Origin of the sequence: Micromonospora sp. NPDC005172, assembly GCF_040608555.1 — a bacterium.
Lineage (GTDB): Bacteria > Actinomycetota > Actinomycetes > Mycobacteriales > Micromonosporaceae > Micromonospora.
On sequence record NZ_JBEXIL010000013.1, the window covers coordinates 136,001 to 159,294 of the forward strand.

19 protein-coding genes and 1 pseudogene are annotated in these 23,294 nt (G+C 72.1%); 10 read left to right on the forward strand and 10 right to left on the reverse strand.

Translation table 11 applies throughout. From position 1 onward, the window contains the following. Nucleotides 1–267 precede the first annotated feature (267 nt). A complete protein-coding gene (locus tag ABZV06_RS12050) occupies nucleotides 268–987 on the reverse strand; it encodes a cupin domain-containing protein (protein ID WP_355620782.1) in 720 nt (239 codons plus the stop codon). A 92-nt stretch (nucleotides 988–1,079) separates the two neighbouring features. Between ABZV06_RS12050 and ABZV06_RS12055 the strand changes: the two genes are divergently transcribed. Together ABZV06_RS12055 and ABZV06_RS12060 are read left to right on the forward strand one after the other, a co-directional pair. Then, entirely contained in the window at nucleotides 1,080–2,153 is a 1,074-nt protein-coding gene (locus tag ABZV06_RS12055; protein ID WP_355620785.1) for a LacI family DNA-binding transcriptional regulator, read from the forward strand. A 67-nt stretch (nucleotides 2,154–2,220) separates the two neighbouring features. Then, entirely contained in the window at nucleotides 2,221–2,706 is a 486-nt protein-coding gene (locus tag ABZV06_RS12060; RefSeq protein ID WP_355620788.1) for a GNAT family N-acetyltransferase, read from the forward strand. Nucleotides 2,707–2,726: 20 nt separating this feature from the next. Here ABZV06_RS12060 and ABZV06_RS12065 read toward each other — a convergent pair whose 3' ends face one another. Together ABZV06_RS12065 and ABZV06_RS12070 are read right to left on the reverse strand one after the other, a co-directional pair. Further along, nucleotides 2,727–4,016, reverse strand: a complete 1,290-nt coding sequence (locus ABZV06_RS12065) for an MFS transporter (protein ID WP_355246624.1) — start codon at nucleotides 4,014–4,016, stop codon at nucleotides 2,727–2,729. A gap of 93 nt (nucleotides 4,017–4,109) precedes the next feature. Next, entirely contained in the window at nucleotides 4,110–4,670 is a 561-nt protein-coding gene (locus ABZV06_RS12070) for an NAD(P)H-dependent oxidoreductase (RefSeq protein ID WP_355246621.1), read from the reverse strand. A 138-nt stretch (nucleotides 4,671–4,808) separates the two neighbouring features. On the opposite strand from ABZV06_RS12070, the gene ABZV06_RS12075 reads away from it, so the two are divergent. Then, nucleotides 4,809–5,273 (forward strand): MarR family transcriptional regulator, encoded by a 465-nt coding sequence (locus tag ABZV06_RS12075; protein WP_355246618.1) that lies wholly within the window; start codon nucleotides 4,809–4,811, stop codon nucleotides 5,271–5,273. Nucleotides 5,274–5,401: 128 nt separating this feature from the next. Here ABZV06_RS12075 and ABZV06_RS12080 read toward each other — a convergent pair whose 3' ends face one another. After that, nucleotides 5,402–7,735, reverse strand: a complete 2,334-nt coding sequence (locus tag ABZV06_RS12080) for a beta-L-arabinofuranosidase domain-containing protein (protein WP_355246616.1) — start codon at nucleotides 7,733–7,735, stop codon at nucleotides 5,402–5,404. 361 nt (nucleotides 7,736–8,096) lie between these two features. Here ABZV06_RS12080 and ABZV06_RS12085 point away from each other — a divergent pair. Continuing rightward, a pseudogene (locus ABZV06_RS12085) lies at nucleotides 8,097–8,606 on the forward strand (LD-carboxypeptidase); the annotation flags it as partial. Nucleotides 8,607–8,663: 57 nt separating this feature from the next. Here ABZV06_RS12085 and ABZV06_RS12090 read toward each other — a convergent pair. The 6 genes from ABZV06_RS12090 to ABZV06_RS12115 form a co-directional block, all read right to left on the reverse strand. Beyond that, nucleotides 8,664–10,403 (reverse strand): IucA/IucC family siderophore biosynthesis protein, encoded by a 1,740-nt coding sequence (locus tag ABZV06_RS12090; RefSeq protein ID WP_355620827.1) that lies wholly within the window; start codon nucleotides 10,401–10,403, stop codon nucleotides 8,664–8,666. 104 nt (nucleotides 10,404–10,507) lie between these two features. After that, nucleotides 10,508–11,101 (reverse strand): GNAT family N-acetyltransferase, encoded by a 594-nt coding sequence (locus ABZV06_RS12095; RefSeq protein ID WP_355620791.1) that lies wholly within the window; start codon nucleotides 11,099–11,101, stop codon nucleotides 10,508–10,510. Further along, the gene (locus tag ABZV06_RS12100; RefSeq protein WP_355620794.1) at nucleotides 11,098–12,375 is read right to left on the reverse strand and encodes a lysine N(6)-hydroxylase/L-ornithine N(5)-oxygenase family protein; all 1,278 of its coding nucleotides are present in this window, start codon (nucleotides 12,373–12,375) and stop codon (nucleotides 11,098–11,100) included. Before ABZV06_RS12100 ends, ABZV06_RS12095 begins: the two co-directional genes overlap by 4 nt. A gap of 26 nt (nucleotides 12,376–12,401) precedes the next feature. Then, complete coding sequence (locus tag ABZV06_RS12105) at nucleotides 12,402–13,970, reverse strand: aspartate aminotransferase family protein (RefSeq protein WP_355620797.1); 1,569 nt, start codon at nucleotides 13,968–13,970, stop codon at nucleotides 12,402–12,404. Between the two features lie 95 nt (nucleotides 13,971–14,065). After that, nucleotides 14,066–14,923 (reverse strand): siderophore-interacting protein, encoded by an 858-nt coding sequence (locus tag ABZV06_RS12110; protein WP_355620800.1) that lies wholly within the window; start codon nucleotides 14,921–14,923, stop codon nucleotides 14,066–14,068. Between the two features lie 4 nt (nucleotides 14,924–14,927). Next, a complete protein-coding gene (locus ABZV06_RS12115) occupies nucleotides 14,928–15,962 on the reverse strand; it encodes an ABC transporter substrate-binding protein (RefSeq protein WP_355246602.1) in 1,035 nt (344 codons plus the stop codon). Nucleotides 15,963–16,191: 229 nt separating this feature from the next. Here ABZV06_RS12115 and ABZV06_RS12120 point away from each other — a divergent pair, with 229 nt between their 5' ends. From ABZV06_RS12120 to ABZV06_RS12145, 6 genes are all read left to right on the forward strand, one after another. Then, nucleotides 16,192–17,142, forward strand: a complete 951-nt coding sequence (locus ABZV06_RS12120; RefSeq protein ID WP_355246760.1) for an iron chelate uptake ABC transporter family permease subunit — start codon at nucleotides 16,192–16,194, stop codon at nucleotides 17,140–17,142. After that, nucleotides 17,139–18,170: an iron chelate uptake ABC transporter family permease subunit gene (locus ABZV06_RS12125; protein ID WP_355620803.1), complete on the forward strand. Its 1,032-nt coding sequence runs from the start codon at nucleotides 17,139–17,141 to the stop codon at nucleotides 18,168–18,170. The genes ABZV06_RS12120 and ABZV06_RS12125 overlap by 4 nt, the downstream gene beginning before the upstream one ends. Before the next feature lie 23 nt (nucleotides 18,171–18,193). Beyond that, complete coding sequence (locus ABZV06_RS12130) at nucleotides 18,194–18,997, forward strand: ABC transporter ATP-binding protein (RefSeq protein WP_355620806.1); 804 nt, start codon at nucleotides 18,194–18,196, stop codon at nucleotides 18,995–18,997. Further along, nucleotides 18,994–21,048, forward strand: a complete 2,055-nt coding sequence (locus ABZV06_RS12135; protein WP_355620809.1) for a penicillin acylase family protein — start codon at nucleotides 18,994–18,996, stop codon at nucleotides 21,046–21,048. The genes ABZV06_RS12130 and ABZV06_RS12135 overlap by 4 nt, the downstream gene beginning before the upstream one ends. After that, nucleotides 21,038–21,595 carry a GNAT family N-acetyltransferase gene (locus ABZV06_RS12140; RefSeq protein WP_355620812.1) on the forward strand — a complete coding sequence of 186 codons (558 nt, stop codon included), beginning with the start codon at nucleotides 21,038–21,040 and terminating at the stop codon, nucleotides 21,593–21,595. The genes ABZV06_RS12135 and ABZV06_RS12140 overlap by 11 nt, the downstream gene beginning before the upstream one ends. Nucleotides 21,596–21,707: 112 nt before the next feature. After that, a complete protein-coding gene (locus tag ABZV06_RS12145) occupies nucleotides 21,708–23,189 on the forward strand; it encodes an NF041680 family putative transposase (protein ID WP_355620815.1) in 1,482 nt (493 codons plus the stop codon). Nucleotides 23,190–23,294 lie beyond the last annotated feature (105 nt).

The following is a 23,294-nucleotide window of genomic DNA, read 5'->3' on the forward strand; positions in this document are numbered from 1 at the left end:
TCGGGGCCCGGCGCGGCACCCGGGAGCCGGGCCAGTCGGCGGGTCAGGCAAACGCTTTCCTGGAGCGTAGGCGGCGTCCAGACGGCAGGCAAGGCCTTTCCTCGATCTATTCGACGCCAGCCGGGCCGCCAGGTGAAGGCGTCGCCCGAGGTGCACCCGGCCTCCTGGAAACCGGGCCTTCCCTCGCCCTCGGACACCGCGACTTCCCTGAACTAGGGGCGAACACCACCCGCAAGGTCCGCACTGGACCACGCCGGGCTCGCGGCGTCAGCCGGCAGCCGGGTAGGTGTCGAGCAGGCCGCACATGCCCAGTCGGCCGCGCTCCGCGGGTGCGTCCACCGCGTACACGCCAGCCTCGCCCAGATGTCCGCAGTCGCCCCGCTCCAGGGCGTCCAACTGGGCGCCGGTGCCGGCGGCGGCCCGACCCGCGCCGGCGGCCCACCGCTGCCGCCAGGCCGCCAGCAGCGGTTGGCGCAGCGCCGCCGCCGCCGCGTGGAAGGCCGCCAGCGCCGCCGGACCACCGGACCGCAGCGCCGCGAAGCCGGTCACCGCCAGATCCCTGCGGCGGTACGCGGCCCGCACGTCCGCCCCCGGCGCTCCCCCGTCCGGCAGCGCTGCCGCCGCGACGTACGCCTCGGGGTCGGCGAGCACCTCCGGCGGGAAGGTCAGCACCGCGTCACCGGCCTCGGGCAGGCCACTGTTCTGCATGAGCACCACAATGGTCAGACCGCCGCCGTTGACCAGACGGTGCACGGTGCCCGGCTCGAACCAGACCACCGCGCCCGGGCGCAGCGGGGTCTCGGAGAAGCCGTCGGCGCTGGTCAGGGTCTGCACCGCACCCTCGCCCCCGGTCACCACGTACCCCTCGGTGCAGCAGAGGTGCACGTGCGGCGTACCACCGACCACACCGTCCGGCGCGGCCGTGTCGTAGACGCGCAGCCGGGAGACACCGATCCCGCCGGGCAGTGCCGCGAAGCGATCCGACATGGCCGGCCTCCCTGCGGGAAAGGGCTTTCTCTGCGGTACGGTGACGCTAGCCGGCGCGGCGAAACGCCGTCAACAGACCGAGGGGGCGGGCCATGGCGACCCTGTCCGACGTGGCGCGGCGCGCGGGCGTCTCACCCGCCACGGCCTCACGCGTCATCAACGGCAGCAGCAAACCCGTCACCGACGAGCTGCGCGAGCGCGTCCTCGCGGCCGTGGCCGAGTTGCAGTACGTGCCGAACGCGCACGCCCAGTTGCTGGCCCGCTCGCACCGCAGCGCGGTCGGCGTGATCGTGCACGACGTCTCCGACCCGTACTTCGCCGAGATCACGCGCGGGCTGCAGAGGGTCGCCACCGACCAGGGCCGGCTGCTGATGATCTGCAACAGCTACCGCGACCCGGATCGCGAGCTGGAGTACGTGGAACTGCTGCGCGGCCACCAGGTGGCGGCGCTGATCCTCGCCGGGTCCGGCTACCACGACGATGCTTTCACCCGACAGCTCAACGAGAAGCTGGCGGCGTACGAGGCGACCGGCGGGCGGGTCGCGGTCATCGGCCGCCACGAGCACTCCGGCGACGCCGTCATGCCCGACAACCGGGCCGGCGGCGACCTCGCCGGCCGCGCACTCTGCGAGCTGGGCCACCGGGCGATCGGCGTGGTCGCCGGCCCGCGCATCCTCACCACCACCACCGATCGGCTGGCCGGGCTCCGGCAGGCCCTCACCGCGTACGGCCTCGACCTGCCCGAGCGGCGGGTCCGGTACGCCGAGTTCGACCGCGACGGCGGCGCGGAGGCCACCGCCCGGCTGCTCGACGCCGATCCGGAGCTGACCGCGATCGTGGCGCTCAACGACTCGATGGCCATCGGCGCGCTCGCCACCCTGCGGGCCCGCTCGCTCGCCGTACCGGGGCAGATCTCCGTCGTCGGCTTCGACGACATGCCGATCGCCCGCGACGTCACGCCCGCGTTGACGACGGTGCGGCTCCCCCTCGTCGACATGGGAGTGCGGGCGATGTCGCTGGTGCTCGGGACGGCCGCGCCGACGCCCCGGATCGAGGTGCTCCCCGCCGAGCTGATCCGCCGGGACACCTCCGGGCCGGTGGCGGGCCGACCGCGCGACACGGCGACGTCGACACCCCGCGCCCGGCGAGCCGGCACCGCCTCGTGACGGGGCCGGCCGACCTGGGCCGCGCAAACCCGTTGCTCCGCCAGCCCGTCCTGCGTAGCCTGCGCCAGTGTTGATCCGTACGTTCGCCGACCAGGACTGGTCGCAGGTGTGGCCGATCGTCGAGGACGTCATCCGGGCACAGGAGACCTTCACCTACGACCCCCGGATGACCGCTGACGAGGCGTACGACATCTGGGTGGAGACCCCGCCCGGGCGGACCGTCGTCGCGGTGGACGGCGGGCGGGTGCTCGGAAGCGCGAAGATGGGCGCCAACCGGCCCGGGCCCGGCGCGCACGTCTCCACCGCCAGCTTCCTGGTCGCCGCCGACGCGCGTGGCCGGGGCGTGGGCACCGCGCTGTGCCGCGACGCCCTGACCTGGGCGCGCGACCAGGGGTACGCCGGCATGCAGTTCAACGCCGTGGTGGAGACGAACCGGACGGCGGTCGAGCTGTACCGGCGCGAGGGCTTCGACGTGGTCGGCACCGTGCCGGGCGCGTTCCGCCACCGGACCCTCGGCCGGGTCGGCCTGCACGTCATGTACCTGGAGTTCTGACTCCCCGCCGGCAGCGCGCCTCAGCCGCCGGTCGTGCCCACGGCCGGTGTCGGTCCGAGCCCGCGTGGGTCGGCGGCCGGCTCGGTGCCCGCGCGGCGGATCGGGGTGAACAGCCCGCCGACCGCCACCAGCAGGCAACCCGCTCCGGCGACGAGCGCCACCGCCGGTACGCCGTACCGGCCGGCCGTCCAGGTCATGATCGCCGCGCCGGCCGGCCCGAGAGCGTAGTGCGTGCTCCAGAACGCCGAGGTGACCCGGCCGAGCAGATGGTCGGGAGTGATCTCCTGGCGCAGTGACATCGAGCAGATCCCGCCGATGCTGAGGCAGCACAGGTACACGGCGGTCAGGGCGGTGACCGCCGGCACCGTCGTCGCCGCGCCGACGCCCGCCACCGCGAACCCGCAGACGGCGTGCGCGCCGATCCACGTCGTGCCGAAGCCGCGCCGACGACGCAGCGGGGCCACCAGCAGCGCCCCGGCGACAGTGCCCAGCGCCGCCAGGCCGAGTACGGTGCCGACCGTCCCCTCGCTCCCGCCCAGGTCGTGTGTCACGTGGTAGATCAGCACGTCGGTGAAGCCGTAGACCAGGAAGACGAACACCGACAGCAGGACGGTCAGCGCGCGGAGCACGGGCTGTCGCCACAGGAACCGCGCTCCGGCCAGGAACTCGGCCAGCGGGCTGCCCCGGGGCACCTCCGGGGCGTCTGCTGGCCGGGCGGCGCGCAGCCGGACCAGCCGCAGGCCGGCAGCCGAGAGCGCGAAGCTCGCCGCGTTGACGGCGATGGCGGTGGCCGGGCCGAAGCGGGCCGACACCACTCCGGCGAGCAGCGGCCCGAGGACGGCGGTGGCCGCGAACGTCGCCTGGAGCCGGCCGTTGGCCTCGGTGATCCGGTCGGCGTCAACGAGATTGCGGACGGCGGTCACCGCCGCGACCTGGAACAGCATGCCGGCCGCCTCGCAGATCGGCAGCACGACGAAGAGGAGCCAGACGCGCGGGCCGGCGAGCCAGACGAGGGGCACGAGACCGTAGAGGACCAGCCGGACCAGGTCCGCGACGATCATCAGCGTACGGCGGTCGTACCTGTCGACCAGCACCCCGCCGAAGACGCCGGCCGCCACGGACGCCGCGCCCGCGACGGCGGTGAGCAGGCCCATCTGCGCCACCGATCCGGTCGCCTGCAACACCAGCAGTGGCACCGCCAGGTAGGCGAACGCGTCACCCGCCGCGGAGAGCGACTGTGCGATCCAGTACGTGCCGAAGGAGCGGTCCCGCCACAGCGGGGCCCGGGCCAGCCGGGGCGCGTTGCTCATCCCGCCGAGGCTATCGTGCGCGACGCCGGCGGTGGGTACGCCGACGGCCGCGGGAGCGAGTCCCGCGGCCGTCTCGAGGCGTACCGGGAAGGGTCAGCCCTGGCGCAGCGGCGCGAGAGCGGCGCTCCAGGCCACGACCTGGTCCAGGGTGGTGGTCAGCGCCTGAAGGTGCTGGTCGCCGGGCTTGAAGGTGCTGAAGTTCTCGAAGTCGGTGTAGAGCGAGAGCGCGACCTGCGAACGCACGTCGGCCATCTGCAGCTCACCGGCGATCAGGCGCAGGTGCTCGACGGCGCGGGCGCCACCGAGGGAGCCGTAGCTGACGAACCCGACGGCCTTGTTGTTCCACTCGTTGTAGAGGAAGTCGATGGCGTTCTTCAGGACGCCCGAGGTCGAGTGGTTGTACTCCGGCGTCACCATCACGAAGCCGTCAAACGACGCGATGGTCTCGGCCCAGCGCTGCGTGTGCGGCTGGCTGTACTGACCCATCGCCGGCGGCATCGCCTCGTCGAGGTGCGGCAGCTTGTAGTCGAGCAGGTCGATCAGCTCGAACTGCGCGTCGGTGCGCTGCTGGGCGATTTCGTGGACCCAGCGGGCGACGGCTTCGCCGTTACGCCCCGGGCGGGTGCTTCCGAGGATGATCCCGATCCTGGTCATGGCTGCGCCTTTCGGTTGTTGTCCGAACCTGACGCGGGAACGCTAGCCTCTCCTTGCTTCGTCAAGCAAATGGGCTTCCCATGACCGTGCTCACACGCTGAGTAAGCAATTGCTCAATCAAGCAACTATGCTTGCGGAATGCCCGATCCCCGCCCCGAGGCTCTGCGACCCCTCGAACCCGACGAGGAGGCGCTGGTCCGCGCCCTGGGCCAGGTGATGTACGTGGTGCCACGCACGATCGACGCTGACATGGTCGGTGATCGCCAGCTGCCGCTGACCGAGTACACCGCCCTGATGAACCTCTCCGAGGCCCCGGACCGGCGGATGCGGATGCACGAACTCGCCACGGCCTGCTATCTCTCGCTGAGCGGCATGACCCGGACGATCATCCGGCTGGAGAGCCAGGGGCTGGTCAAGCGGGAACGGTGCGAGGAGGACGCCCGCGGCTGGAACGCGGTGCTCACCGACGCGGGCTTCGCCCGCCTTCAGGAGTCCTGGCCCAGCCACCTGGCGGCCGTACGCCGGCGGTTCCTGCGCCACTTCGAGGGTCTCGACCTGACCGAGCTGGCCCGCGCGTTCCGGCGCGCGGGAGCAGCCGACTGAGCGCGGTCACCGTCGGTCACCTCGTTCGGGGGCGGACGCGGTGGTGAGCGGTATACCTCAGAGGAATAAATATTCCTCTGAGGTATACCGCTCCTCGACATGGTGGCAGGGTGGGCCAGTCCCGCCGTCTAGGCGTTAGCCACCAACCGCCAGCGGTTGTCCGCGCTGCCGTTGTCCGGGTCCTGCACGGCCTGCGCGCCACGAGCGGTCGAGTTGTTCAGGATGCCGAGCAGCTTGCCGCTGTTGACGTTGCGGATCTTGTAGGTGCCGTCGCCGTTGTCGACGAGGGTCCACCGGTGGTCGGCGGTGCCGTTGTCCGACCACTGCAGGACGCGGGCGTTGTCGGCCGTGGACATGTTCTCCACACCGAGGACCTTGCCGCTGTTGACGTTGCGGAACCGGACGGCGCTGCCGTCGGTGATCATGACCCAGTTGTGGTCGGCGGTGCCGCTGTCGTCCCACTGCAGAGCGAGCCCGCCGTCGGCGGTGGACATGTTCTGGATGCCCAGGACCATCCCGCTGCCGACGTTGACCAGCCGGTAGCTGCCTCCACCGCTGCTGCCGCTGGTGTTCCAGTAGACCGTGTAGTTGTAGCCGTGGGCGTCCTGGAACGGCGCGAGGTTGACGGTGGACCCGTTCGCGGTGGCGGTGAACGCGAGCGAGCTGGTGCTCGTCCGCGCGACCGACGAGACCACGAGGGACGGCAACGCGTTGAGCGTGGTGTTGCCGTAGTTGCCGCAGAGCACACTCGGGCCGTACGTGGCGGCGGCGACGCTGGGATTGTCGTTCGCGGCCCGCATGACCACTCGCATCGGCAGTCGAACGGTGACGGTGTCGCCGGCGGCCCAGGTGCGGGTGATGGTGGCGTAGCTGCCCGGCGTCGTGGTGACGGACTCCGCCACACCGTTGACGCTGATGGTCGCGCCGCTCGTCCACGCCGGGATGCGCACCCGGATGCTCCACGAGCCACTCATCGTGCCGGAGAGCGTGAGGGTGGTGGTGTCGCTCACGGGGTACGTGGTGCTCTGGGTGACCGTGATGCCGCGCTGCGACCAGTTCAGCTCCGACGGCACGAAGAGGTTCACCGTCAGGGTCGTGCCGTTGTAGAAGTAGACCGAGTCCATCAACTTCGTGTTGATCTCCAGGCCGGTGCCCTGGCAGCACCAGAACGAGTTGTAGTCGGTGCTCCAGGTGCCGCCGCCCCACGCCGGGCCCACGCCCCGCCGTCCGCCGGGCTTGAGTGGGGTGAAGTAGGTGATGTGACCGCGACTGTCGGCCGGGTTCTGCGCGCCGATCAGGTGGTTGATCATCGCGCGCTCGTAGAAGTCGAAGTAGTCGACCCGGTTCGGGTCGAGCAGCCACAGCTCGCGGGTCAGCTTGAGCATGTTGTAGGTGTTGCACTGCTCGCAGGTGTCGTTGCTCAGGTACCCGGCGATCGCGTTGGGCGCCCGGAAGTGCTCGGCCTGGCTGTTGCCACCGATCACGTAGGAGTGCGCGCCCACGGTGATGTTCCACGCGTTGCTGGCGATGTCCCGGTAGCGGGTGGTCCCCGTGGCCTTGAACTCGCGGGCGGCGCCGATCCACTTGGGCACCTGCGTGTTGGCGTGCAGACCGTTGAGCTGGTCCTGGTTGTTGGCCAGGGGGTTGAACACCGCGGCGTGGTCGAACCGCTGGGCCGTCGTGAGCCACCGGCTGTCACCGGTCATCTGGTAGACGTCCGTCAGCACGTCGTTCATGCCGCCGAACTCGGTGCCCAGCATCGACTGCATCTGGCTGGAGCTGAGCCGGGACGTGCGGGTGTCGACCCAGCCGGCGAGGGCCAGCAGCACCGTACGGGCCTGGGTGTTGCCGGTGTAACGCCACACGTCGAGCAGGCCGGCGAGCGTCTTGTGGATGCAGTAGTAGGGCACGTTGCCGTTGGACAGCGTCCGCGCCTCGAGCGCGGCGAAGTCCGACTCCGGGAAGCCGGACAGATAGCCGGCCGAGAAGCCGGCCGCGCCGTTGTTCGCCTGGCACTTGGCCATCTCGGCGACCATGTAGTTCGCCTTGTCCCGGCAGGTGGTGTCGCCCAGCACCGCATAGGCATGGGACCACGCGGTCAGGAAGTGCCCCTGCATGTGGGTGCGGAACGGGAAGTTCGGCGCGTCCCACCCACCGTTGGTGGCAGCGCCGTTCGTGGACAGCCGGTGGTTGGCGCGGAAGTTGTAGAGCATGCGGTCGACGTCGACGAAGCGCAGGTAGTTCAACGTACGGTTCTGGTTGTCGAACCAACGGCCGCTGGTCAGTCGCACCTGACCGGGGTCGAAGGCGTAGGCGGCGACGCCGATGTCCGCCCGCGCTGGCGGCACCACCGCGGCGGCGGCAGGGCCCGCGCCGAGCGTCGTGGCGCCGGTCGCGGAGAGCACGGCGGTGGCGCCGGCCGCCTGCAATACGCGGCGTCGGCTGAGGGGCAGGGACGACATGGGACCTCCAAATGAGCGCTACCGGCGATGGGACGACAACCGGGCGGGACGGGCTCGGCAGGATGCAGGGGTCCGAACGTTAGCGTTCACATCCGTGTTCGGCATGTTACGGCTCGATGGCGCACGAATTCAAGGTTCTAACTATTACAGCTCGCTGTGCACCTGTTCTGAGCAGGGAGATCAGGTCCGACGAGGAGAGGGTGGGATGGCTGATCGCCTCGTGTTATCGATAACACCAGCCCCCGAAACGGGGTGCGCGCCGACGGGTGTCGCCTATGGAATCCCGGGATGAAGCACGATCTTGTTCGTCCCCCGAAGGCGCGTCCCGGCGACCGCATCGCGGTCCTGTCGCCATCCTTCGCCGCGGGCGTTGCAGTCGTACGGGGAACGCGAGCCGACCGAGCCGTGGAGTTGGCACGGCCCGCGCCGCGCGGTCACCGGCCCCACCTGGGGTGGCTGCCTGGAGGTCCTCCAGTGGACCCTCACGGCGGGACGTTTCCCGTTCTCGCCGGAGATCCTGCACGGCGGTGTGCTGATCATCGAGACATCGGAGGAGCTCCTGCCCGCGCGCGAGGTCGGCTGGATCGTCCGCGCGCTGGGTGAACGCGGTCTCCTGGTCGCCGTCGACGCGGTCCTGGTCGCCCGTCCCCCGGTCTCCGACTTCACCCGCAGACCCACGGCCGAGGAACGGACCGGCCTACGCGAGCAGCAGCGCGACATCGTCGTCGACGTGGTGCGCCGCTACAACCCCGAGGCGGTCGTCTGCGTCGGCGTTCCGTTCGGCCACACCAGACCGCAGTGGATCCTCCCCCACGGCGGCCCGGTGACCGTCGACGGCGTGGAGCGCCGGATCTTCGCCGACTACCGGTAGGCCGGCCAGGCCCGCGCGGCGGCGTCCACCGCGCGGGCACGCGTACATCCGCCGTGTTCAGCGGGCCGGGGCGTGCGGGGCCAGCGGATTCGTGAGGGTGCCGACGAACTGCAGGGCGGCCGACGGGTCGGCCAGGTCGATCATCTGCTGGTTGTCGCGGAGCTGGAGGCGGTTGAGGCAGGACAGCGCGAACTCGGGGGCGAACAGGTCGTAGTGGCGTACGCGCTCGGCGAGGTGCGGCACCCGCTCGAAGTAGTCCGCGGCGCAGGCCGCCACCGTGCCCCAGAAGGCATCCTCGGTGAGCACCCCGGCCTCGACGAGGACGGCGTTGAGGTGGCGCAGGAAGCAGTCGACCACGTCGGTGAAGATCGTCAGCAGCTTGGTGTCGTCGGGCACGTCCACGCGGATGCGCTCCACCTCGGCCGGCAACTCGACGTCGGCGCTCAACACCGCGATCTCCTCGGCGATGTCCTTGAAGATCACCCGCTGGACGGTGTGGTGCTCGTCGAGGACCAGGATGACGTTCTCGCCGTGCGGCATGAAGGCCAGGTCGTGGGCGTAGAAGCTGTGCAGCAGCGGAGTCAGGTAGGCGTCCAGGTAGCGGCGCAGCCACACCTCGGGCGCGAGGCCCGACCGGTCGATCAGCGCCGCCGCCAGCGAGCCGCCGTCGTCGTCGACGTGCAGCAGCGCGGCCATCGTGGACAGTCGCTCCCCCGGGGCCAGATTCGGCACCGGGCTCTCCCGCCACAGCGCGGCGAGCATCTTGCGGTACGGGGAGGTCCGCTCGGTGGCCGCCTCGTACTGCCGGTGCCGGTAACCGACCGCGGCCCGCTCCCGGATGACGGTCAGGCCCGTGCCGGTCAGCACCTCGTCGCCGGCGATCAGGTCGGCCAGCCAGTCGTTGATGGCGGGGGTGGCGGCCATGTACGCCGCCGACAGCCCGCGCATGAAGCCCATGTTCAGCACCGACAGCGCGGTCTTGACGTAGTGCCGGCCGGGCTCGGTGACGTTGAAGAAGGTACGGATGGACTGCTGCGCCAGGTACGAGTCGGGACCGGGGCCGAGGTGCACCAGCCGGCGTTCGGCCAACTCCCCCGCGAACGTGACGGCCAGCTTGTTCCACCACTGCCACGGGTGCGCCGGGATGAGGTGGTAGTCGGCGAGGTCGAGGCCGAGGCCGGTCATCGTGGCCGCGAACCGGGCTCGGGTGTCGGCATCCAGCTCGCCGGCGATGAGCGCGTCGTAGTCGAGGTCGGTGGCGCTGCTGAACGTCGAGTGGTCGCGGTGGGCGGCCAGCCACTCCAGGCGTACCGGCGTGGCGGTCTCCGGGGCGTAGCGGTGGTACTCGTCGACGCCGAAGCCGAGCCGGCCGTTGTTGGCCACGAAGCAGGGGTGGCCCTCGGTCATGGATGTCTCGATGGTCTGGAAGTCGGCCCCGGCCAGGTCGGCGGCGCTCGGCGCACCCTGGGACAGCTTGTACGCCGTACCGGCGAGGGTGGAGGTGATCTCCTCCAGATAGACCGGGAGTACCCGCGCGGAGAGCCCGAGGGTGCCGCGCAGCTCGACGATCAGGTCCACCGCGTCGGGTGGCACCGACGTGCCGTCGCGGTGTCGGGTGATGCTGTCCGCGTCGATCTGCCAGTGGGCCAGGGCGAGCACCCGGGCGGCGAACCGGTAGGTGACGGTGCCGTCGTCGCTGCGGACCTCGTACCACTGGCGGTCGTCGGGGCCCGGCACGGGCGCCGGGGTGAGCAGCCGTTCGTGGGTGAATTCGGCGAGCGCCTTGCGGACCAGCATCCGGTTGGCCCGCGCCCAGCGCTGCGGGGTGAGGTGCGCGACGGGGTCGCCCGGGGTGGCCGGGCCGGCGACGGTCGGCGAGGTGGGGACGGCGGTGGTGGTGGTCACGCCGGGGCTCCTTCTGCTGCGGTGGCGGCGGCCGGCTCGGTGGCGGCCTGGAACTGGGCGCGGGTGCAGACGCTGAGCAGCGCCTCCTTCTCCGGCTTGGTGACCGGGCCGACGACCTCGAAGCCGACGACGGCGTTCAGCGCGTGCACGGCGGTGTTGCGCACGTCCGGCTCGACCATCACGCGCCCGGTGGCCGGGTCGGCGAAGAGCCACGCCATGACGGTACGGATCACCGCGCGGGTGAAGCCGTGCACGGGAGTGCCCGCGGGCGCGCAGAGGAAGTGCATGCCGACGTCACCGGGTTGGTGGTCGTAGAGGCCGACCAGTTCGACGTGCGCCGGGTCGTAGCGCTCGGCCAGGAAGGCCGGGCTGCCCCGCCACAGACCGAGGTACGCGTCGTGGTGCGGGTGCGCGGCGATGCGCCGGTACTCCTCGACGACCTGCGCCTCGTCGGCGTCCTGCATCAGCCAGAACGCCGACCTCGGGTGGGTCACCCAGCGGTGCAGGAGCGCGGCGTCGGCCTCCGGATCGAGGGTACGCAGGGCGAACTCACCGAGCCCGTCGTCGACGCGGGTGAAGACGACGCTCACGAGACCGCTCCGAACTCCTGGAAGGCGATGCTCTTCTCGATCGGGTAGTGCTCCCGGCCGAGCAGTTCGCGGATGATCCAGGAGTTGCGGTACGCGCCCATGCCCAGGTCGGGCGAGGTGATGCTGTGCGTGTGGGTGCCCGCGTTCTGCAGGAAGATGCCCCGCCCGTCGTGGTCGATGCTGTAGTTGCGGGCCACGTCGAAGCGGCCGTGCGCGTCCCAGCGGATGCGGTCGTGGACCGGTTCGAGGAACGTCGGCACCCGGTAGTGGTAGCCGGTGGCCAGGACCAGACCCTCGGTGCGCAGGGTGAAGTCCCGCTCCTGCTCGACGTGTCGCAACCCGAGCGTGTACTCGCCGTCGCGGTGCGCGGCGTCGACCAGTTCGGTGTTGGTGATCAGCCGCGTGTTCACCGGACCGTGGACGCTGTGCGCGTAGAGCAGGTCGAAGATGTCGTTGATCAGGTCGGCGTTGATCCCCTTGAACAGGCCCTTCTGCTCGGATTCCAGCCGGTAGCGGGTCTCCTCCGGTAGCGCGTGGAAGTAGTCCACGTAGTCCGGTGAGGTCATCTCCAGCGTCAGCTTGGTGTATTCCAGCGGGAAGAACCGGGGCGAGCGGGTGACCCAGTTGAGCTGGTAGCCGTACCTGTCGATGTCGCCGAGCAGGTCGTGGTAGATCTCGGCGGCGCTCTGCCCGCTGCCCACGACGGTGATGCTGCGCTTGGCCCGCAGCGCGTCCCGGTGCTCCAGGTAGCGCGAGTTGTGCACGGCGTCCCCGGGCAGCCCGGCGACGGCCGCCGGCAGGTGCGGCGGCGTGCCGGTGCCGAGCACCAGGTGCCGAGCCCGGTACTCGACGGTCTCGGACCCGCCGGTGGTGGCCCGCACCACGTACCGCTCGTCGGCGCTGTCGTACTCGACGGTGGTCACCGTCTGGCCGAAGCGCACGTTCGGCAGCTTCGCCGCCGCCCACCGGCAGTACGCGTCGTACTCACTGCGCAGCGGGTAGAAGCTCTCCCGGATGTAGAACGGGTAGAGCCGGCCGATCTCCTTGAGGTAGTTGAGGAACGAGTACGGCGAGGTGGGGTCGGCGAGGCTGACCAGGTCGGCGATGAACGGGGTCTGCAACCGGGCCGACTCCAGCAGCATGCCGGGGTGCCAGGCGAGGCTGGCCCGAGCCTCCAGGAACACCCCGTCCAGCTCGTCGATCGGCGCGGTGAGACAGGCCAGGCCCAGGTTGTACGGGCCGAGCCCGATGGCGACGAAATCGTGGGTGGACATCTTGTTCTCCAGGCGCGGGTTCGGGGTCAGCCGACGGGGCAGGTCAGGTCGGCCGCGATGGTGTCCCGCACGTACCGCCCGGCGTGGCCGGCGATCAGTTCGAGCACGTGGCCGATGTCGTCGACGGTCGTGGCGGGGTTGAGCAGTGTGAACTTGAGGAAGTGCCGGCCGTCCACGCGAGTGCCGGCGACCACGGCGAGGCCGGACGCGGCCAGCGCCTCCCGGGCGTGCAGGTTCGCGGCGTCGGCCAGCTCGCGGGCCGGGCCGGTGGGCAGGTAGCGGAAGACCACTGTGCTCAACTGCGACTGGGTCACCACCTCGAAGCGTGGGTCCTCGCTGACGAGCTGCCAGGCGTCCGCCGCCCGGTCGACCACCTCGTCGAAGAGCGCGCCGAGCGCGTCCGGGCCCATCACCCGCAGCGTCAGCCAGAGCTTGAGCGCATCGAAACGGCGGGTCGTCTGCAGGCTCTTGTCGACCTGGTTGGGAATCTGCTGCTCCACCATCCGTGCCGGGTTGAGGTAGTCGGCGTGGTAGGTGGCGTGCCGCAGCGTCCGCCGGTCGCGGACCAGCAGCGCGCTGGAGCTGACCGGCTGGAAGAACGACTTGTGGTAGTCGACGGTCACCGAGTCGGCTCGCTCGATGCCGTCGAGCAGGTGCCGGCGCGTCGGCGAGACGAGCAGCCCGCAGCCGTACGCGGCGTCGACGTGCAGCCAGACGCCGGCCGCCGCGCAGACCTCGGCCAGCTCCGCGAGCGGGTCGATGGAGCCGAAGTCGGTGGTGCCGGCGGTGCCGACGACGGCCATCGGGACCAGTCCGGCCGCCCGGCACCGGGCGATCTCCTCGCGGACGGCGGCGGGCTGGATGCGCCGCCGCGCGTCGGTGGGCACCGCGATCACCGCGTCCGGGGCGAGACCGAGGAGCTTGGCGGACTTCTGGACGCTGAAGTGCCCGGCGACGGAGGTGAGCACGCGCAGCCGGGGCAGCAGCTCCAGACGTGCCGCCGGGGTTGCCTCGGCGCACGCTTCCTCCCGCGCCAGCAGCAGCGCCTGGAGGTTGGACTGGCTGCCTCCGCTGGTGAACACGCCGTCGGCGTCCGGGCCGAGGCCGATCCGGGCGGCGGTCCAGTCGATCAGCCGACGTTCGATGAGGGTCGCGCCGACGCTCTGGTCCCAGGTGTCCAGGGAGGAGTTCACGGCGCTGAGCACCGCCTCGCCGACCAGCGCCGGGATGACCACCGGGCAGTTGAGGTGCGCCAGGTAGCGGGGGTGGTGGAACCAGACCGCGTCGCGGAGGTAGACGCTCTCCAGCTCGTCCAGGGCCGCGCCGGCGTCGCCCAGGGGCCGGTCCAGGTCGACGCCGTCGACAAGCGGAGCCAGCTCGGCCGGGGCGACGCCGGTCGCGGGCCGGTCCACCGTGGCCACCCGGCGGGCGACCCGGTCGACGCCGTCGGCGATGGCCCGCCGGTACTGCTCGACGGAACCGTCGTGCAGCAGGTGCGACCGCGCCGCAGCCGACGCTCCGGTCGCTTGTGGAGCGGCCTGCGCTCCGGTCGGCGAGGGCCTGTCGGTCTCACCGGGGTACGTCGGCACGGTCACGGGATGTCCTTCCACGTTCTGACGATGGGCAGCCGGAACCCTCCCCCGGCGCGTCCGCGCGCCGGGGGCCGTGCTGCGTTGGGTGGTGTCGCCGGTCAGGCGGTGGCGCCGGCCAGCGCCTCGGCGCGCAGGTCCTCCTCGGAGAGCCCACGCCGCCAGTAGCCGGCGAAGGTCACCCGTCGACGGTCGAAGCCGCGCTCGCCGACCAGGTGCCTGCGCAGCGACCGCACCACACCGGACTCGCCGGCGATCCAGGCGTACGGCGTGGCGGCGGGAAGCCGGGCGGCGCGCAGCGCACTGACCAGCAGATCGCTGCCGGGGGCGGTGCTGCCGCGCACGATCCAGCGGATCTCCGCGTCGGCCTCGGTGGGCAGCTCGGTGATGTCGGCGGCGTCCGGGACCTCGATCCAGGCGCGGACCCGGGTGCCGGCGGGCAGCCAGGCAAGGATTCCGGCGGTGGCCGGCAGCGCCGTCTCGTCGGCGGCCAGCACCACGAGGTCGGTGTCGTCCGGTGGGCGGAAGCAGACGCTGCGGTTGTCGTAGACCGCCGGGCCGAGCAGCAGCACCTGGTCACCGGACACCGCCAGGCTGGCCCACCGGGAGGCGGGACCGGTGCCGCCGTGGCCGACGAAGTCGATGTCCACCTCGCCGACCGTCGGGCGGTGTTCCCGAATGGTGTACGAGCGCATGACCGCGCGGACATCCGGCGGCAGGGCCCGCCACGCGCCGAACCAGTCCTCGCCGCGCTCGACCGGAACGACCGGGGCGTCCTGGCCCGGGTGCGGCAGGAACAGCGAGACGCTTTGGTCCCGGCCGCCGCCGGCGAAGTCGACCAGCTCCGCGCCGCCGAAGGTGACCCGGATCAGCGAGGCGCCGACCCGACGGGCCCGCACGACGTGCGCGGCGAAGAAGCGGTACTGCAGGGCTACGGGTTCGACGACGCTCGTGCTCATGGTGTCAGCCGACCTTCTTCGCGTTCCGGATGGCGGTGGCGAGGTTCTCCAGCAGTGGCGCGGCACCGGCGTACGAGAAACGGGGCACCGCGTCCCACGGGGTCACCTGGTTGGCCCGGACGGCGGGGAGCTGCGCCCAGGTCGGCTTGGCGGTGAGGTCCTTGGGCTGCAGCGCGGTGCTGCGGTTGTCCAGCAGGATCAGGTCGGCGGGGAACTTGCCGGCGTTCTCCCAGCTCAGCGCCTCGAAGTAGTCGCCGGCCTCCAGCTTGGTCGGCACCACGATGTCGACGCCCAGCTCCGCGAAGTACATGAGGTCGGTGCTGACCTTGGGGTTGGACACGTAGAACAGGTCGGGGCTGCCGGAGCAGGCCATCACCCTGATGCCCGGGTTGGCCTTGACGGCCTGGCGGACGGCGTCGGAGGCGGCGTCGAAGCGGGCCTTCGCGTCGGTGACCTTCTTGGCCGACAGGTCGGCCCCGAGCGACTCCGCCAGCGCGGCGTACCGCTCGATGGGCTTGGTCATCGGCACCCGGGCGGTGGTGATCGCCACGCTGGGCGCGAGCGGCAGGATCTTGTCCTTGCTCTCGTCCGGCACGTACCACAGGGCGTCCGGGTCGTACATGTGCGTGACCAGCAGCTCGGGACGCAGGGCCGCGTACTTCTCCAGGCTGAACTCGCCCCAGGCGTTGCCGAGGATCTCGACGGTCTCGACGTTCAGGTCGCCGGCCTGTGGGTCCTTCGTGCCGTCGGCGCGCTTGGTCTCGCCGAACACGCCGACGAGCTGCTTGTCGAGACCGAAATCGACCAGGGCTGCCGCCACACCAGTGAAGGCCACCACGCGTGCCGGGCGGGCCGGCGCTTCGACCTTCTTGGTGCGGTCGTCGGTGAACGACCAGGGGCCAGCGGCGTTGTCGCTGCCCGCAGGCTTGGCGGCATCGTCCTTGCCGCAGCCGGCGAGCAGCGCGGCCAGCGTGGCGGCACCGCCAGCGGCCAGCAGGCCACGACGGGAGAGGCGACGGGCGGACAGTGCATCGGGCATGGTGTCGTCTTTCGATCAAGGGAAGGCCGGGGTCGACCGGGACAGCGGGGTTAGGTTAGCCTAACCTCGGTCATTGTCAACAGCGGTTCGCCGTGTCGCCACACTCCCGGAGCCCACACTGGACGCCACACCCACCGTCACCGCACCGGCACCCTCGGTGCCCGACGCGCCGGCGGCACCCGTTCCGAAGCGACGCCATGCGGCCCGCGCCGCCGGACTGCTCGCCGCCGTGGCGCTGCTCGGCGTGATCCTGGTGCTCAGCATCGCGGTGGGCGCGAAGTCGTTGCCGCTCGCCGACGTCTGGTCCGGGCTGCTGCACCGCGACGCGACCGAGTACGCCGTGGTGCACCGGATGCGCCTGCCCCGCACCCTCCTCGGGCTGCTCGCCGGCACGGCGCTCGGCGTGGCCGGCGCCGTGATGCAGGCCCTCACCCGCAATCCCCTCGCCGACCCCGGGCTGCTCGGCATCAACGCCGGGGCGTCCGCCGCCGTGGCCACCGCCGCCGCCTTCCTGGGCGTCACGGCCATCGGCGGGTACGTCTGGTTCGCGCTGCTCGGCGCGGCCCTGGTCACCGCGCTGGTCTACGCCGTGGGCGGCGGACGGGGCGCCACCCCGGCCCGCCTCGCGCTGGCCGGCGCGGCGCTCAACGCCACCCTCTACTCGTTCGTCAGCGCGGTCATGCTGCTGGACACCGCCTCGCTGGACCGGTTGCGGTTCTGGACGGTCGGCTCGCTGGCCAGCGCCGACGCCGCGACGGTGGCCCGGGTGACGCCGTTCATCCTGGTCGGCCTGCTGGTCGCCCTCGGCGCGGCCCGTCCGCTGAACGCCCTCGCGCTCGGCGACGACGCGGCCCGGGCCCTGGGCGCCCGCCCGGCCGTGATCCGGGCCGCCGTGATCGTCGCGGTCACCCTGCTCTGCGGCGCGGCGACCGCCGCCTGCGGTCCCATCGTCTTCGTCGGACTTCTCGTGCCGCACCTGGTACGCGCGCTCACCGGGCCCGATCTGCGCTGGCTGCTGCCGTACTGCGCGGTGCTCGCGCCGGTCCTCCTGCTCGGCGCCGACGTGCTGGGCCGGGTGCTCGGCCGCCCGGGTGAACTCCAGGTCGGCATGGTCACCGCCGTGCTGGGCGGTCCGCTGTTCCTCTGGCTGGTCAGCCGTTCACGGGTGGCCCACCCGTGAGCGCGGTCATCCGTACCCCCGGTGGGTTGTCGGTGCGGTTCCGCCCCCGAGCCCTGGCCGTCGGTGTCGGCGCGACGCTGCTCGCCGCCGGGCTCTCCCTGGTCGCGATGGGCAGCGGCGAATACCCGATGGGCCCGACCGACGTGCTGCGCACCCTGACCGGCGGCGGGAGCGTGGCGGAGCAGTTCATCGTGACCGAGCTGCGCCTGCCGCGGTTGGTCACGGCCCTGCTGGTCGGCGCGGCGCTGGCGCTGGGCGGCACGCTGTTCCAGTCGCTGGTCCGCAACCCGCTGGGCAGCCCGGACATCCTCGGCTTCACCCAGGGCGCGTCGACCGGCGCGCTGGTGGTGGTCGTCCTCGGCGGCGGCAGCCTGGCCCTGGCCGGCGCGGCGGTCGTCGGCGGGCTCGGCACCGGCCTGGTGATCTACGCGCTCGCGTGGCGACGCGGCGTGCACGGCTACCGGCTCGTGCTGGTCGGCATCGGCGTCGCCGCGATCCTCACCGGCGTCAACGGCTACCTGCTGACCCGGGCCCCGCTGATGGACGCCGCCCGGGCGGTGCTGTGGCTCACCGGCAGCCTGGACGGGCGGGGCTGGGCCAACGCCGGGCCGCTGCTGGCCGTCACCGCCGTGCTGACGCCGCTGGTGCTCGTCGGCTGCGCCCCGGCGCTGCGGATGATGGAGCTGGGTGACGACACGGCGAGCGCGCTCGGTGTGCCGGTACGCGGGATGCGCCTGGTGCTGCTCGCCGCGGCGGTGCTGCTGGTGTCGTTCGCGGCGGCGGCGGCCGGTCCCGTGTCGTTCGTCGCGCTCGTCGCGCCGCACGTCGCCAAGCGGCTGACCCGTGCGCCCGGGCCGAACCTGCTGCCCTCGATGGCGGTCGGCGCGGCGCTGCTGGTCGGCGCCGACCTGGTGGCCCAGCGCGCGTTCACCGGGCACCAACTCCCGGTCGGCGTGGTGACCGGCGTGCTCGGCGGCGGCTACCTGGTCTGGCTGCTGGCCGTCGAACGCCGGGCGGGCCGGCTGTGAACACCCCTGGACAAGGAGCACCCATGACCTCCCGCCTCGGCGGCACCGCGCTGACCCTCGCCTACGACCGGCGCACCATCTCCGAGGACCTGACCGTGGCGGTGCCCGACCGCTCGTTCACGGTGATCATCGGTCCGAACGCGTGCGGCAAGTCGACGCTCCTGCGCGCGCTGTCGCGGATGCTGCGCCCGAGCGCCGGAGCGGTACTGCTGGACGGCCGGGACATCCACGACCAGCCCGCCCGCAAGGTCGCCCGCACCCTCGGCCTGCTGCCGCAGACGTCGATCGCGCCGGACGGGATCGGCGTCGCCGAGCTGGTCGCCCGGGGTCGCTACCCTCACCAGGGTCTGCTGCGGCAGTGGTCGCGCGAGGACGAGCGGATCGTCGACGAGTCGATGGCCGCCACCGGGGTCGCCGACCTCGCGGACCGGCCGGTGGACGAGCTGTCCGGCGGCCAGCGGCAGCGCGTCTGGATCGCGATGGCGCTGGCCCAGCAGACACCGCTGCTGCTGCTCGACGAGCCGACCACGTACCTCGACATCGCCCACCAGATCGAGATCCTGGACCTGTGTGCCCGGCTGCACGAGGAGCAGGGCCGCACGCTGGTCGCGGTGCTGCACGACCTCAACCACGCCGCCCGGTACGCCACCCACCTCATCGCCATGCGCGACGGTCGGGTGGTGGCCGCCGGCGACCCGCGCGACGTGGTGACCGCCGACCTGGTCGCCGAGGTGTTCGGGCTGCCCTGCCGGGTGATCGACGACCCGGAGACCGGCACCCCGCTGGTCGTCCCGGCCGCTCGCCGGCGAGCGGCCGAGCCCGCATGACGACGCGGCTGTTCCGCGACCCGTGGGGCGTGCCGCACATACGCGCGGACGACCCGCTCGCCCTCGCGACGGCGCAGGGCCGGGTGACCGCGTACGACCGGGCGTGGCAGATCGAGGTGGAGCGGCACCGGTCGCAGGGCACCAGCGCGGCCTTCCTCGGCGTCGACGCGCTCGGTTGGGACCGCTTCGCCCGGCAGGTACGGCTGGACGACACCGCCCGCCGCTGTCACGCCAACCTGGACCCGGCGACCGCCGAGTGGGTGGGCGCGTACGTGGCCGGGGTCAACGCCGGTCTCGCCGCCGGCGCGGCCCGAGCGCCGGAGTTCGCCGCCACCGGGTCGACCCCGGGCCGGTGGGAGCCGTGGACGCCGCTCGCGGTGTGGCTGGGGCACCACATCCTCTTCGCGGGGTTCCCGAGCAAGCTCTGGCGCGAGCACGTCGCGCGGCACCTCGGCCCGGCGGCGGCCGAGGCCTTCGCCGTCGACGGACCGGCCGTCGCCGGCAGCAACGGGTGGCTGCTCGCCGGTTCGCGCACCGCCAGCGGAGCCGCGCTGCTCGCCGGCGACCCGCACCGGATCCTCGAGGACCCGGGCGTCTACCAGCAGATCCGGCTGGCCTGCCCGGAGTACGACGTGCTGGGGCTGGCGGTGCCGGGAGTGCCGGGCATCCCGCACTTCGGCCACACCGGCGCGGTGGCGTGGGCGATCACCAACGCGATGGCCGACTACCAGGACGTCTACGTCGAGCGGCTGCGCCGGCACGACGCCGGGATCCTGGCCCTCGGTCCGGACGGCTGGCAGGAGGCGTCCGTCCACGTCGAGACGATCGAGGTGGCCGGCGCGGACCCGGTCCCGGTCGAGGTGGTGGAGACCGAACGAGGGCCGGTGATCGCCGGCGGGCCAGGGGACGACGCCGCGCTGAGCCTGCGCTACCCGCCCCGGGTCCGCCGCGAGCTGGGCTTCGCGGCGTTACCGGAGCTGCTGCGTGCCCGCACGGTGTCCGATGTGGACGATGCCCTGCGGCACTGGGTCGAGCCCGTGAACGTGGTGCAGGCGGCGGACACCGCCGGGGGCCTGCTGCACCGCGTCGCCGGCGCGGTGCCGCTGCGGCACCCGGACAACGGCCGGCGTCCGGTCCCCGCCTGGGAGGCCGCGTACGCCTGGCGTGGCTGGTACGCGCCGATGCCCCGCGCCGAGGTGACCGACCAGGCGGTGATGGCCAACGCGAGCGCTCTGGCGGCGCCGCTCGGCGTCGAGTTCGCACCACCGCACCGCGCGCGCCGGATCGCCGAACTGCTCGACGCCGGCCGGAACCTCACGGTCGGGGACATGGCCACGATCCACACCGACACGTACCTCGGCTCGGCGGGCGCGCTGCTGGCGGTGCTCGACAGGAGTGCCGGGCTCGGTCCGGCCGCCGCCGCGCTCCGGGACCGGCTGCTGCGCTGGGACCGGCGGATGGACGCGGACAGCACCGACGCCGCCGACTTCGCCCTCCTGCGGGCCGCCGTCGTACGCCGGATCGCCGCACACCCGGCCCTGGCGGCGCTGGCCGAGCCGCCCGCGTACCCCGAGGTGTTCGCGCCCTGGTTGGCGCTGACCCCGCGGGTCGGCTACGCGCTGGAGCACCTGCTCGGCGCGGCCCCGCTGCCCGGCGTCGACACCGCGGCGGTGGTGCGCGCGGCGGCCGAGGAGGTCGCCGGCACGGCGGACCGCACGATGCGCTGGGGTGACCTGCACCGGCTGGTGGCGTGGCGGGCCCTGCCCGACCCGGACGCCACGCCCGGCCCACGGCTCGACGGCGACCACGACTGCGTGCTGGCCACGTCGAGCGTTCCCGGGGTCACCCACGGATGCTTCCGAGGGCCCGCCGCGCGTTTCGTCTGGGACCTGGCCCGGCGGCAGGACAGCCGGTGGGTGGTCCCGTTGGGTGCCAGTGGGGTGCCCGGCGACGAGCACCACGACGACCAGCAGTCCGCGTGGCTGACCGGTGAGCTGCTGCCGGTGACCACCGACTGGGACCGCCTCACCGAGGAGCGGGATGAGCACTGACGGACAGCACCATCGGCGCGACGTCCCCGGGTTCGGGGTGGTCACCATCCGGCCGGTACGCCCCGACGAGGACGCCGACCTGCTGCACGGCTGGGTCACGATGGACCGGGCCCGGTTCTGGGGAATGCGCGACGCCAGCCGCGAGCGGGTGCACGAGATCTACGCGTACCTGGATTCGCTGACCACCCACCACGCGTACCTGGTGCACCGCGACGGTGTGCCGGCGGCGCTGACGCAGACGTACGAGCCCGGGGCCGATCCGGTCGGCGGCTGCTACGAGGTGCGCCCCGGCGACGTCGGCGTCCACCTGCTCGTCGGGCCCACGGTCACCGCCGAGCCGGGCTTCACCGGCGCGTTGTTCGGGGCGGTCCTGGAGTTCGTCTTCGCCGACCCGGGGCGGCGGCGCGTCGTGATGGAGCCGGACGTGCGCAACGACCGGATGCTCCGCCGGCTGCGGCGCAGCGGGTTCCGGGCCGGCCCGGTGATCGAGCTGCCGGACAAGCGGGCGCGGCTGCACTTCCTCGACCGCCCGGAGAGCGTCAACTAGCTTGATCTTTAACCTGGGGTTGGTTTGTATCGACCCCGGCTGATCATGGCCGCAGCCCTTGATTGATCATTCTTCTTGTCTAGGGAAGAAGATCGGGATCAAGGGCTGCGGGATGATCAGTGTGCATGACGCCACGCGTGAGAGCGTGGTTGGGGACCTCGCGACGTTCCGTAGGGAACTGCATCGTTGTCTGAGCGCCCGAGCTGATGCGTTGTTCGAGTTGGCTGACGCGGTGTTGTGCGCGGACGGGCCGGTGCGGTCGCTGCCGGCGTTGTCTCTGGTGGCGGAGCATCGCCGAGGTCACGGCGCGTTGTACGACGCTCTTGGCGCCGGTCGGATCGATGTGCAACGGTTGCGGACGGTGGTGGCCTCGACGTCGATCCCACGGGCGGCCGATGGGCGGATTGTCCTGGCCGTGGATGTCACCTGCTGGCTGCGGCCGGAGGCGCACACCGTGCCGGAGCGGATCCTGTGTCACACCTACGGCCGTGGCAAGGACCAGCACATCGGGGTGCCGGGATGGCCGTACTCGTTCCTGGTCGCCCTGGAAACCGGGCGTAGTTCGTGGACCGCCCCGCTGGACGCCATCCGTCTCGTCCCGGGTGCGGACCTGGCCGCGGCTACCGCTGGGCAGGTGCGTGACGTCGTGGGTCGCCTCATCGCCGCCGGGCACCGGCGGCCCGGTGACCTGGCGATCTGGGTGGTCATGGACGCCGGCTACGACGCGGCCCGTCTCGCCTGGCTGCTACGAGACCTGCCGGTCCGGATCCTGGCCCGGATGCGCTCGGACCGGGTCCTGCGCCGCGCCCCGAAAGCGTGGGTGCCCGGCCCCCAGTGCGGCCGGCCACCACGACACGGCACCGAGTTCATCTTTGGTGACCCGACCAGCTGGGACACCCCGAATGTCACCACCGTGACCGAGACCCGGCTCTACGGCACGGCGACCGCGCGCGCCTGGTACCGGCTGCACCCACGCCTTACCCGCCGCGCTGCCTGGGCCGACTGCCCCGAACTACCCATCCTGGAAGGCACCGTCGTGCGTCTCGACGTGCAACGGCTCCCCTCCGGCGCGACCGCGAAACCTGTCTGGCTGTGGTGCTCCGCCCGCGTCGGGGTCGACCCTGACGACGACCCAGACATCGCGATGGTGAACCTGTTGTGGCAGGCGTTCCTGCGGCGCTTCGACATCGAGCACACGTTCCGGCTGTTCAAGCAGACCCTCGGCTGGACCGTGCCGAAACTGCGCGACCCGCACGCGGCCGACCGATGGACCTGGCTGATCATCGCTGCCCACACCCAACTCCGGCTGGCCCGGCCCCTCGCCGCCGACCTGCGCCACCCGTGGGAACGACCAGCCCGACCCGAACGGCTCACCCCGGCCCGCGTCCGCCGCGGATTTCGTCACCTCCGTCCGACGACTGCCTGTCCCGCCGGTGCACCGAAACCCACCCGACCAGGCCCGGGACGGCCACCCGGACGACCCAACCGCCAACCCACCCGCCGCCACGACGTCCACACCGCCACCAGCAGCGACACCACAAACCCGAAGTCCAGCAAGAAATCAACGAATCCTCGACCACGCCGCACAGGTTAAAGATCAAGCTAGGGCCTGTTTTATAAGGGCGGTCGAGCCGAGGCGGAGTCCGGGCGGCGATCCGGCAAGGCGCGGTCGTGGCCGGATACCGGTGTTGTATCCGGC